The organism is Capnocytophaga leadbetteri (assembly GCF_003054025.1).
Lineage (GTDB): Bacteria > Bacteroidota > Bacteroidia > Flavobacteriales > Flavobacteriaceae > Capnocytophaga > Capnocytophaga leadbetteri.
In genome coordinates this window covers 75671-88115 of record NZ_QBKG01000003.1, presented here as the reverse complement: position 1 = coordinate 88115, position 12445 = coordinate 75671, and the positions used below count along the sequence as shown (strand labels likewise).

8 protein-coding genes are annotated in these 12445 nt (G+C 42.1%); 2 read left to right on the top strand and 6 right to left on the bottom strand.

All coding sequences use genetic code 11. The features are described from left to right. Positions 1-37: 37 nt before the first annotated feature. Entirely contained in the window at positions 38-1357 is a 1320-nt protein-coding gene (locus C8P65_RS04340) for a lytic transglycosylase domain-containing protein (RefSeq protein ID WP_107781636.1), read from the bottom strand. A gap of 127 nt (positions 1358-1484) precedes the next feature. Between C8P65_RS04340 and C8P65_RS04335 the strand changes: the two genes are divergently transcribed. Then, positions 1485-3230 (top strand): ABC transporter ATP-binding protein, encoded by a 1746-nt coding sequence (locus C8P65_RS04335; protein ID WP_107781634.1) that lies wholly within the window; start codon positions 1485-1487, stop codon positions 3228-3230. Positions 3231-3283: 53 nt separating this feature from the next. On the opposite strand, the gene C8P65_RS04330 is transcribed toward C8P65_RS04335, so the two are convergent. The 5 genes from C8P65_RS04330 to C8P65_RS04305 all read right to left on the bottom strand — a co-directional run bounded on the left by C8P65_RS04330 (position 3284) and on the right by C8P65_RS04305 (position 8951). After that, complete coding sequence (locus C8P65_RS04330) at positions 3284-3751, bottom strand: DinB family protein (protein ID WP_107781632.1); 468 nt, start codon at positions 3749-3751, stop codon at positions 3284-3286. Positions 3752-3755: 4 nt separating this feature from the next. Next, complete coding sequence (locus tag C8P65_RS04325; RefSeq protein WP_095914345.1) at positions 3756-6044, bottom strand: DUF5682 family protein; 2289 nt, start codon at positions 6042-6044, stop codon at positions 3756-3758. Continuing rightward, complete coding sequence (locus C8P65_RS04320) at positions 6037-6888, bottom strand: hypothetical protein (protein ID WP_146162914.1); 852 nt, start codon at positions 6886-6888, stop codon at positions 6037-6039. The genes C8P65_RS04325 and C8P65_RS04320 overlap by 8 nt, the downstream gene beginning before the upstream one ends. Before the next feature lie 21 nt (positions 6889-6909). After that, positions 6910-8034 (bottom strand): DUF2931 family protein, encoded by a 1125-nt coding sequence (locus tag C8P65_RS04315; RefSeq protein ID WP_107781628.1) that lies wholly within the window; start codon positions 8032-8034, stop codon positions 6910-6912. Between the two features lie 437 nt (positions 8035-8471). Then, positions 8472-8951 (bottom strand): Dps family protein, encoded by a 480-nt coding sequence (locus tag C8P65_RS04305; protein WP_009389318.1) that lies wholly within the window; start codon positions 8949-8951, stop codon positions 8472-8474. A 377-nt stretch (positions 8952-9328) separates the two neighbouring features. On the opposite strand from C8P65_RS04305, the gene C8P65_RS04300 reads away from it, so the two are divergent. Further along, complete coding sequence (locus C8P65_RS04300) at positions 9329-12439, top strand: SusC/RagA family TonB-linked outer membrane protein (protein ID WP_107781624.1); 3111 nt, start codon at positions 9329-9331, stop codon at positions 12437-12439. Positions 12440-12445: the final 6 nt, after the last annotated feature.

Below are 12445 nucleotides of genomic sequence, written 5' to 3'. Positions count from 1 at the left end.
AAGAGCCCGAAAATCTTTCGGACTCTTTATGAAAGTTTTATTTATAGATAATAAGTCGTTGTCCTACTCTTACGTTTTTACCTTTGATGCGGTTCCATCGTTTGAGGTTAGAGATACTCACCCCGTTGCGGCTAGCAATCTTACCAAGATTATCACCTTTCTTAACGGTATAGAGCACTTTCTTACCTGCTTTGGCTGAATATTGGTCGCCTTTCATCACTTCAGGCAGTGGTTTTTCGCGTTTAGCTTTTTCTTCATTTAGGTAAGAGTAGATAGCCTCTTCGTTGGCTACAAATTTTCCTATCTCCGATATCGGTAGGCGTACAGCATAGTTGCGTCCTTCTACATAAGGCACTATATCAAGCTGGTAAGAAGGGTTGAAAAACTGTATATCTTGCACATCCATACCGGTAATCTCAGCTATATCTTTAAATGGTACCGCTTGTTTTACGCGTATAGTGTCAGTCTCAAATAAATGGTTAGCACGCTTTTGAGGTTTGAAACCGTGTTCTTTAGCATATTCAAATATATAGAGCGTAGCCAAGAAAGCAGGCACATAGCCGGCGGTCTCTTTAGGCAAGTAAGGACGCAAATTCCAATAGTTAGTCTTGCCTCCTGAGCGACGTATCGCTTTAGTTACGTTACCAGGACCAGAGTTATAAGCGGCGAGCACTAAATCCCAATCGCCAAAGATTTTGTAGAGTTCGTTCAGGTATTTAGCAGCAGCCTTAGTAGCTCTAATGGGGTCGCTGCGTTCATCTACGTAGTTATTGACCTCTAAGCCATAGCTTTTGCCAGTAGCGTACATAAACTGCCATAAACCGGTAGCTCCTGCATGCGAACGGGCTTTAGGGTTTAATGCCGATTCAATTATAGCCAAATATTTAATTTCTAAAGGAATTTTCTGGTTGCTCATTTCCTGCTCAAACATCGGGAAGTAGTAATCGCTAAGGCTCATCAGGCGTTCTAATGACGAGCGGCGGTTTTTGAGGAATGATTTGATAACCTGTTCTAATACAGGGTTGTACTCTATGTTGAAGAGACTTTTTTCATTGAGTTTCTCAAGGCGTTCTTTGAGTACTTCAGTAGGTAGTTCGCCATAATCTACGTTAGTAGGTTCAGAAGCAATATCTTCGCTCATCTGAAAGAAAAGGTCTGAATTAGAGAGCTCTTTCAGCCATTTCTCATCGTATTTTTTAGCTTTAGGGTTGTCGTTCAGCTTATTGAGGGCTTCGTGTTTATTAGCAGGCAATATTGTTTTAATAGTGTCTTTAGGAGTAGTATTTTGGGCTTGAGGGGCAAGTACGCCCATCATAAAGCACATAAATGTTCCGAGTGTATATTTTCTAAATTGCATATTCTAAAAGAGATTGTTTTTCTTAAGTGTTACGTTGTAAGGCGACAAAGATAGTAAAAAAAATAGAAAGGCACAAAAAAATTCACTAATTATCCGTATCTTTGCCCCGTACAAACGCACTACAACAATGGCAGAACACAATATTCGTACCAAACATACCTTCCGACAACTTTCTTATTTTGTTAAACCTTATAGAGGTACTTTTATAGCGGTAGCACTCTTTGCAGTGCTATCGTCTATCTTCTCTACAGCTCAGCCTTACCTTATCAAGGTAGCTATCGATAGCTATATTACACCCAAAAACTACGATGGGTTAGTACTCATTACCTACGTTTTGGTGGCGCTACTATTGGCTGAGGTACTAATGCAATTCCTCTTTTCATACTTCTCTAACTGGTTGGGACAGACAGTAATACGCGACATCCGTCAGCGCCTGTTCAACCACCTGCTATGGGCAAAGATGCGCTATTTTGATAAGTCGTCTATAGGGGTGCTCGTTACTCGTGCCGTAAACGATATGGAGCGTATCGGCGAGATATTCAGCTCAGGACTCTTCGAGATGGCAAGCGACCTGCTCAAAATGTTGGTCATTACCATAGTAATGTTTGTAATCGATTGGAAGTTAGCCCTTATTAGCTATGCTACTATGCCGCTGATACTCTATTTCACCCGTTGGTTTCAGCGCTCTATGAAAGCAGCTTTTGTAGAAGTCCGTCACGAGGTTGCTAACCTCAATTCCTTTGTGCAAGAGCGTATTTCGGGCATTAAGGTATTGCAGTTGTTTGCTCAAGAGAAAGAAGAACTCGAACGTTTCAAAAAGATAAACGAAAAGCACAAACAAGCGTGGCTGAAAACCATTTGGTATAACTCTATTTTCTTCCCTATTGGCGATTTGGGTATCTCTATTACCATTGCGCTCATCGTCTGGTTTGGCGGTAGAGAGTTGGTAAATAATAGCGTGTACGACTTAGGCAATATCTTCCTATTCATTCAGCTCTCACAACAACTTTTCCGCCCGCTTAGGCATATAGCCGATAAGTTCAACGCCCTACAGATGGGGGTCATTGCTTCAGAACGTGTCTTTGCTATCCTCGATACCGATGCCGATACCGAAAAACAAGGTACGAAAGAGCTTACTCAGGTAAAGAACTCTATCCGTTTTGAAAATGTTCATTTTGAATATATAGCCGGTGAAGAGATTTTGCACGGAATTACTTTTGAAGTAAAACACGGCGAGACAGTAGCTATAGTAGGGGCTACGGGGGCTGGTAAAACTACTATTACCAACCTGCTGAATCGTTTCTACGACCTTACTGCAGGGGCTATTTATATAGATGGCGTGAATATCAACACTTTCACGCTTACCTCTTTGCGCAAGCACATAGCTACCGTGCTACAAGATGTATTCCTCTTTGCTGATAGTATTTACAACAATATCACGCTGCGTAATCCCGATATTACTCGCCAACAGGTCATTGAGGCTGCTAAGCGCATAGGCGTACACGACTTTCTGATGCAGCTGCCCGAAGGCTATGATTATAATGTTAAGGAACGCGGTACGATGCTCTCAGCAGGGCAACGACAGCTTATTGCTTTCCTCCGTGCTTATGTGCATAGTCCAGAAATACTCATCTTAGACGAGGCTACCTCATCAGTCGATTCGCACTCCGAACGGCTGATACAAGAGGCTACCGAAAAGATAACCGAAGGGCGCACTTCTATCATCATAGCCCACCGACTTACTACGGTCAAAAAAGCAGATAAGATAATCGTACTCGACAAAGGTAATATCGTAGAGATAGGCACTCACGACGAGTTGCTACAAATAGAGAACGGCTACTACCGCAACCTATACGAAGTACAGTTTTTATAAAGACGAAAAATGAAAGACGAGAGCAACACACTCTCGTCTTTCATTTTTCGTCTTTATTTTTTAGCAATAGCGCATTTCAACGCTAACACACTTCCCAAATGTACTCCTTCGTGCGAAATATTGAAGTAAATAGCCTCATCAATATTGGTCAAAGGGTACTCTATGCCTGTCAGGTAGTGGTTGTAGTGCTTAAATATCCCTTTAGCGTAGTCAGCTTCCAGATGGTCAAGGGTGCTGAACATCAGGCTGCGCACTTCCTCTATCTCGGCAGCGGTAGGGATATGCCCATCAGGTACAGTACCTTTGCGGTACTTCGCTATAAAATCATCGCTTAGGTAAGTCGGCAGGTCGCTATTAGCATAGCAATACAGCTGCTGGGTTACCACACAGTGGGCTATATTCCACAATATGTTGTTCTTAAAACCCGCTGGTATGGTGGCGAGCTCTTCAGGCGTGAAGCTGTTCAGCAACTTTAACTGACGCTCACGCAATTTTCGGTACAAAGCAAATACTTCTTTCATATCCTTAAAAATCAAAGTCAAAATCGTTTAGTTCTTCTAATTTGCTGGTTTCGGTTTCGTTCAACACTTCTTGCAGGCGTTCAGCGGTCGCCTCTTTACCAGTACCCCAAAGGTCGCCCAATAGTTCGGCTATACTGTTCTTTTGGTTAGGCTCGAAATCAGCAAAAGCGCGACGCAAGAAAACTACCGACCGCAAAAACTGCTCTTCGTCTAACTGACGTACATAATTGTCTAACTCCTGCCATATAATGGTGCGCGATAGTAGGGCATAGCGGTTGCGCCCAGAAAAACCTTCAAACCACGCCGCTCCTAAATCAGCAGGAACGCCAGCAGAAAGCCGCCGCGATACCTCCCTACTGCACTCCTCTTCGGTCGCCAAATTATGCTCTAACAGAACGGCAAAAGCCACTCCCGACAGCTTGCTATTCAGGTCATCTCGCCACGCCACGTGCGCTACCTCTTTGTGCCACGTTTCTACATCTACCAGCTCGTATTGTTGCTCACTTATGTACTCCATAGCGTTGATAGCCGGCACTATAGTGTTGGCAGCTTTGTCATCGCAAGCAGCCGCATCAGTTAGCAAGAGGGCTGCCCTTAGGAAAAGCTGTTGCAGTATAGGCTTCAGCGGTTCAAGGTTAAACTGTCTAAGGTCGCCGTATTGTATCAGCACCGATAGCTCTTGCGCAGCCATAGCCGTTTCCACAAAGCTATTAGTGTCTACTAACAGCCGTTGCAAAGTGCTTAACGCATTGCTGAAAATATCCGTGAGCCTACACTCGCAAGCTTTGCGTATAATCTTGGCTACTAATGATATATCGGTACATTCGCTTAGCTGTTCTTTTAGTACAAAGGCAGTAGCTATCTCTAAAGTTTCCCCTTTTAGGTTCGCTTCTACTATCTCTATTTCTACCTCCGGACTCCATTGTAGCACCCATTTCTCTGCCCACGAAGCTTTGTCCTGAGCCGTACCCTGCTGGGTAGCAAAGTGAATGCCCAGCACCGTTAGTCGGTGCAAGAAAGTCGAGCGATTTAGGTCGATAAAAGCAGCTTCTTTGCTTTTCACTTTCAGATTTTCGCGCAGGTCGAGGCTGAGGTCTTGTGCTACGGCCGATTTGTAGTTTGTCAGTTTAAGCCGTTTTAGCTCTTGGTTCATATCCTCTTGCACGGGCGTTTGGCTTACCCCTTCAGGTAGTGCCCCTATAGCCGTACCTATGTCTACCTTGTTTATGGCTTCGGCTACCCCTGCCAATCCACCACCGCCAAAGCAAGTGATGACGGCATCGTGTAGGTCTTCCAATACAGGGTATTCACCCCCTTTCATAGCCGATAGCACATTGGCAAGACGCACCGCCTCTATCACGCTGGCAGACGAGGCGTTTTGCCCTTGCGAGCGCAATATCTTGGCAACTTTAGTCAGATAAGTAGCCGCCAATTTATCCATAGTGTTTTGCTGCATCGCTTGCCACATCAGCTCAAAGTAATAAGGAGCCATATTGCCCGCTCCATAACCTGTGCGGCTGCTTAGGCGCAAATACGAATAAGGCATAAGGGTAAGCTGACTGCTGGCTTTGGGCAACTTCTTCAGCTCCTCATCAGTCATCGCAGGCAAGTCATTTTCTATACCCGATAGGTGATAAGCCCCCACAATTACCACTATTTCCTCAGGCTTAAATTCGGTGCAAGCCTGCGCTATTTCGCGCTTCATATACGCCTCGCGAATAAGGTTGTACGAAAAGTCAAACGGAGCTTCCTCACATTCCTTATCTACTACCATCTTGCGCATTTCTTCCGATTGCAGCGCAAGGGTAGGGGCAAAGCTATCCTTTTCTTGTCGATGCTCAAAGTGCCTTTCCCAGTAATTTTCATAGTCAGTTTCGCCCATCTGCTCAGCTAATTGCTTGTACAGACTATTGTGATAGGTATAGAAAGCCTTAGCCTTTTCACCCTCCTCTTCCGTGGGTTGCTCTTGGCGTAGCTTTAGCATATTTTCCGAAGGCAAATCTATAAACCGAAGAGTAGCTTTCTTCTTTACCCCCCAACAAATAGCTTGGTATTCAGGTGAATATGAAGCAAACGGATAGAGTACCGTCTCTATAGGCAGTTCAGTGGTATAGCCCAACATAGCGATAGGCGGCTTCACCCCTTTCTGAGCCATTTGGGGCATTAACGGAGTAGCATCAGCCGGACCCTCTATGAGGATACATTTAGGTTTGTGCTTGTCTAAGAATTGCAGCAGATGCGTAGCAGCATTAGGCGAAAGGTGTCGTACACCAAAAAGGTGAATTTTATTCATAATAGTCAAGGGTTCGTTCTATAATTTGGGTGGGACTGCCATTTACGAAGTACACGGCACTCACCCAGTTGTTATGAGCATCGTAGGTATACTGATAGGTTTCAACGATTTTCACTTTAGTAGTTTTATTATGCACTTTCCAGCGAATGCAATCGCCTTGGGGGTTATAGGTCTTATCACTCGTTTTTATCAGTCGGTTGTCTTTGTTGTAAGTGCGTATGCGCACCACCAAGCCTTGGGCGTTGTATTTAAAAAGACGTTTCTCCACAAAGTTGCCTTCCTTGTCATACTTTATACTCTCAATTACCTGCCCTTTGCGGTTGTACTGATAAGTAGTGCTTTCCGTAGGCGCATTGCTCATATAATGAGTCTCTTTTTCTCTGTGTCCTTGCGCATCTACCTCATAATCAATATGCGATTTAAGAAAGCCCCCAGGCGAATAGGTTACTTCTTTCACCAAAAAGCCTTGTGGGTCGTACACAAACATTATCTTGTCAGAGTTCTGCCTTTCCATAAACAGCTTACCCTGCGGATTGTAATAATACTCACTGCGCAAATAGATAGTTTCGTCTTTGAACAAAAAGCGCGTTTCTACCAGCATACCCTCAGGGTTATAGCGTTTATATTTATTGTAGATATTCGACATTTTGAAGACCACAAGGTCGTCATCGTCTTCAATCTCGCCTTTGCTAAAAGCAGTACCTTCACCGCCTTTCACTTTATAGGGGATAGCGCGCAAACTCTTCACTTTGCCGCGCAATTGGTCTTCCTGCCAATCATTTTTAGGTTGCGCTCCAGCCATCGCAAAAAGCACACAAAAGAATATTGTAAATAAACTCTTCATTTTTATTAATTTTTTATCTCTTTAATCTAAAGGAGTAGGTGTTATAATATTCCTATCGGAAAGTTTATAAAATTTTAATTCTTTAGGTTCTAAAATAGTTTGTTTGCCATTGTCACCTATCAATTGAAAGGTGAGGTAATCATTGTCGCGATTTATCCGAATATCCAAATGAGCCGTTACTTTATCGGCTTCTTCTCTAAAGACTTTTTGATAAGCTGCTACTACTGCTTCCCAATCAAAACTTACTTCAGCCAAATATTTTTGTCCGCTTTCAGCTTTGTAAGAAATGACTAATTCTTTAAATAAGGAACGTTTTTGAATAGGTTCTTCTAAATAGAAGAAACCTTCTTTACCCATATAGGAAGCGAAATCGGTATACAAGGTAGTGCCTGCCTCTCCATTCCAATAGCGATAGTCTACATCACCTATCTTTCCATCGGGAATTTCGTAGATAGCGAACCATTGGTATTGATGGTCTCTATAACTATCCCATAAGCCAAAGGGGATAGGTTTGTTTTTATTGGCTTCGCGTACCTTTTCAGGAATAACTGAGTTACTTGATAATATTTTTTTACTATACTCTTTGTCAAATATAAGTCTTTCGTGACTATCTAACCCAGGTGGCTCTTTCAAATCTATTTTTTCGGCTTGGTATCTTCCTATTTCAGTAATTTTTTTATAACCTCTACCTGCCCATAACACTACTACACCCCCAGGGGCAATACCCACTACTATAGTATCATAGGTTTTATGTCTTACTTCTCCATTAGGTACTCTTTGATTAAAACCTTCTCTAAAAAGTTTTGCTATCTTTTCGTAATCAATAGCCGTTTTGAGCCTATAAAAACAATCTTCTTTATACGACAGCCATACCATATCTACGCTTTTAGGTAGCTTGTCCATTGAAGTGCTTTCATAACCAAAAGCATTTCCCCAATCGGGTTCTTCTTTTTCAGTGTACAACTCTCCTACAATGGGAGATCCTCCTACCATAGCAGCGTAAAACCGTATAGGGTAACCTATGGGGGTATTCACCGCTACGCCCCAATCGTATTGAGGTTCGTTTATATTCTTATTATTGCTATTATGGTTTTGACAGCTAGCGAGCTGCAGGGTTAAGAGTAAAAATAATAATATCTTTTTCATAATTATCCTTTATTGACCATAACATCTATACTGACCGTCACGTTTCCTCGTCCTAATGCTCGTGTATGCTGACCGCCACGTTTCCTCGTCCTAATGCTCGTGTATGTTGACCGCCACGTTTCCTCGTCCTAATGCTCGTGTATGCTGACCGCCACGTTTCCTCGTCCTAATGCTCGTGTATGCTGACCGCCACGTTTCCTCGTCCTAATGCTCGTGTATGCTAACCATCGCATCTCCCCCTTTGAAGGGGGGTAGGGGGGATGTTTTATTCGAAGGAAGTCCGCGAGCTGGCGCAGCGGAGTATGTTAATAACAAAGAGCAATTCGCTCAAATCAGATACGCAAAAGTAATAAAAAAATACCAATCAGCCAAAAAAAATAGACTGCCCTTTTTGGGGGCAGTCTCGATTGTTAAAAAATATAGACGAATTGATAACCTTAAATTACTTCGTTGAGGTAAGCTTTAAGCATCCACACGTTCTTTTCCTGACCAGAGATGAAGTCGCTCATTAGTGAGTTAGTACCCTCGTCGTTAATTTCGTCAGAAAAATCAAGGATTTCTCTTTCCAAAGGCAATAAAGCACTAATCGTATCGATTACTAATCGAACGGTTTTTTCATCGTCAAAGATATTTTCACCTACAGGCACAGAGGCGTGTTTCACGTAGCTTTCTAGGGTATGGAAAGGCACGCCGCCGAGGGTAAGGATACGTTCAGCTATTTCGTCAACCTGTTCTTGGGCGGTAGTGTATAGTTCTTCGAACTTCACGTGCAGTTCAAAGAAGCGTTTTCCTTTGATATTCCAATGCACTCCGCGAAGGTTTTGGTAATAAGTTTGATAATTAGCTAAGAGCACATTAAGTAGCCCAATTTCTTTTTCAACATCGGCTTTGTTAAGCCCTAAAGTATTTAATTTCATAAGATATTTGTTTTTAAAATTCTACGCCGCAAAGGTACGCCATTTTTCACTGAAAAGAAGGCCATAACGATAGATATTTCTAATTTTAGAATAAGCAAACATTTTGCTACTTTATTAAAAATACTGCAATTACATCTTCACTATAGAAAGGATATATAATAGATATAGGAAGAATACAGGAAGCCTCAACAAAATCTATTATCAAATCAGCAACAAAAATATCGAAACATTGCAAATAATGCAATACCTATTTATCCTTATTTTTTTAATATGTTTGTTTAGTAAATGTTAAAATTATGATTTTTTTAAGAAGAAAATTTGGTAGTTATAAAAATATTTCGCAACTTTGCGCAGTCAAAACAAAAACTTTTATTTGTATGTATAGATTTTTATTATCCATCGTATTGCTTCTCTTTGCTTTACCTCTTGCTGCTCAAGTAAAGGTAGCTGGTAAAGTAACAGACGAAACAAATTTACCATTGCCTGGAGCTAATATCTTAGTACACGGCACTAGTAAAGGGGTAACTACCGACTTAGACGGTAATTACTTCATTGAAGTAAAAAAAGGAGATGTCTTAGACTTCTCCTATGTAGGTTATAAACTACAAAGTAGAAAAGTCACAGGAACAGGTAAAAACCTAACCCTTAATGTAATTCTGAAAGAAGATGCTCAACAGCTTTCCGATGTAGTTGTCGTAGGCTACGGTACACAGAAGAAAGAGAGTATCGTAAGTTCGGTAAGTACCGTTAAGGGCGCTGACCTCAAAATCCCTTCGCGTAGCTTTATCAATGGCTTAGCAGGTCAAGTTGCCGGACTTATCTCTATTCAGCGCTCTGGCGAACCTGGTTATGATGATTCCGAATTCTTCATTCGCGGTATCAGTTCATTTGCTGGTGGTACTCATCCATTAGTGTTAGTCGATGGGGTACCACGCTCAATGTCAGATATAGAGCCTGATGAAATAGAGAGCTTTACACTACTAAAAGACGCTGCTGCTACTGCTGTCTATGGGGCTCAAGGAGCTAATGGGGTAGTGCTTATCACCTCTAAACAAGGGGCTTTGCGCGAAAAGACCAAAATCTCTTTCAGAGCCGAAACTACTGTTTCTGCCCCTACACGGTTGCCTAAATTCTTAGGTTCTGTAGATTTTATGAACCTCTATAACGAGGCCTTAGAAAACGAAGGCAAAGCACACGTATATCCACAATCTCTTATTGATAAATATGCAGCCCATACCGATAACGACCTCTATCCTGATGTCAATTGGCTTGATTTGCTAAAGAAATCTACTGTCAATTCTCGCTACACTCTTAGCTTCAGAGGTGGGGGGCAACGCTCTCGATTCTTCATCTCAGGTGCTTATTATGATGAATCTGGGCTCTTCAAAAGCAATCCTAAAAAAGAATACGAAAATAATATAGGTGTAAAACGCTATAACTTGCGTAGTAATGTAGACTTAGAGGTGAGCAATAGCACTACTTTAGGCGTAAATCTCAGTGGTCAGTATTTGCAAAACGTATACCCTGGGGTAGGTACTGATGCCCTTTTCCACGTCATTACCTTAGCACCACCTAACTTATTCCCAATGCAGTTTTCTAACGGAATGCACGCTGCTCACCCACGTGCTAGTAGTACTCGTCAAAACCCTTACAACCTATTAATGGAGTCAGGCTATGCCAAAGAATGGCGTTCTAACATTCAGTCAGCAGTTACCCTCAAGCAAGATTTAGATGTCCTTACCAAAGGACTTAAGTTCAGAGCTATGGTAAGCTATGATGCTACTGCCACTATGATAGGTAGACGTAGCAAAACACCGGCTCAATATATAGTAGATTACAGCAAAAACGGAGGTCGCGACATCAATGGTAACCTAAACCTCAAACAGATGGTTACCGAATCGCCTCTTACTTCGCTCAACGCTTCTACCTCTTCTTCTAAAAGAATATACATAGAAAGTGCTTTAGAATACAAACGTATATTCGATACTAAGCACAATGTTACAGGGCTATTACTATACAACCACAGCGATAGTCAAAGCCACGACAACCTATTAGCTTTCAGAAAACAAGGCTATGTAGGGCGTGCTGTCTATATATACGACAAGCGTTATTCAGTAGAAGCTAACTTTGGTTTTACCGGTAGTGAAAACTTTGCTAAGGGGCACCGTTTTGGTTTCTTCCCTGCGGTAGGTTTAGCTTGGATAGTAGACAATGAGCCTTATTACGGTGAAAAACTTCACAAAGTGATGAACGGACTAAAAGTGCGTGTTTCTTATGGTAGAACTGGTAACGATAATACAGGGGGTGACCGCTTCTTGTACCGCCCTTCATATAATCAAGGAGCCTATGGCTATGGCTATGGTATCAACAACAATGGTGGTATCAACTATTTAGGCGGTATCACCGAAGGACGTTTTGCTTCTCCTAATTTGGGTTGGGAAATAGAAGATAAACAAAACTACGGGGTAGATTTGGCGTTCTTCAATAACCGTATTACTCTCCAAGCCGACTATTTCAATAACCGCCGCCACGACATTTTGCTCAGACGCCAGATGGTACCTTCACAAAACGGATTTAATGAAAATCCTTGGCAAAATTTCGGTATCGTAACCAATGAGGGGATTGATGCTAGCTTCTCTGCTAAAACGCTTATCAAAGATTTTAGTGTAGGTATGCGTGGTAACTTTACTTATGCACGAAATAAAATCGTAGAAAGAGACGAAACACCTAACCGCTACGAATGGATGAACTCTACAGGGCAACCCCTCAGAAAAAATCGTCTATATGTAGCCGAACGCCTCTTAACTGATGATGATTTCAATATTACTACTGATGGTTCTGGCAAGAAAACCTACACCCCTAAGGCTCATATAGCACGCTCATCTATGCAACCTGAGCTACGCCCTGGTGATATAAAATACGCCGACCTTAATAATGATGGCGAAATAGACCAATACGACCAAATGTATGGCGATTGGCATCCTACTACTCCAGAGATTTCATACGGGGTAGGCTTCAACTTCGGATATAAAAATCTATATCTCAACGTGTTCTTCCAAGGGGTGGGCAACGTGTCTACTGTATTAGGAGGCAGTAATCCTGAAGGATTTTTCCCTTTCTCTTGGGGTATAGACGAATCAAGCTTACGTGCTGAAGCCTTAAATCGTTGGACAGCCGATAATCCTTCGCAAGATGTATTGTACCCACGTCTAAGAACGGCTAATAACGGTCATAACCAAGTAGGCAGTACTTGGTGGCTACGCGATGCTTCTTTCATTAGGTTCAAAAACTTAGAAATAGGCTATAATCTACCTAAAGACCTACTTAAAAAATTGCGCTTAACTAGTGGTAGAATGTACTTAATGGGTAACAACCTATACGTGTGGGATACTATCAAAATGTGGGATCCTGAAATGGGTAATGCTAATGCAGGTATGAAATACCCCTTGCAGAGAACCTTTACCTTTGGTTTAGACTTTTCACTTTAAAAAAAG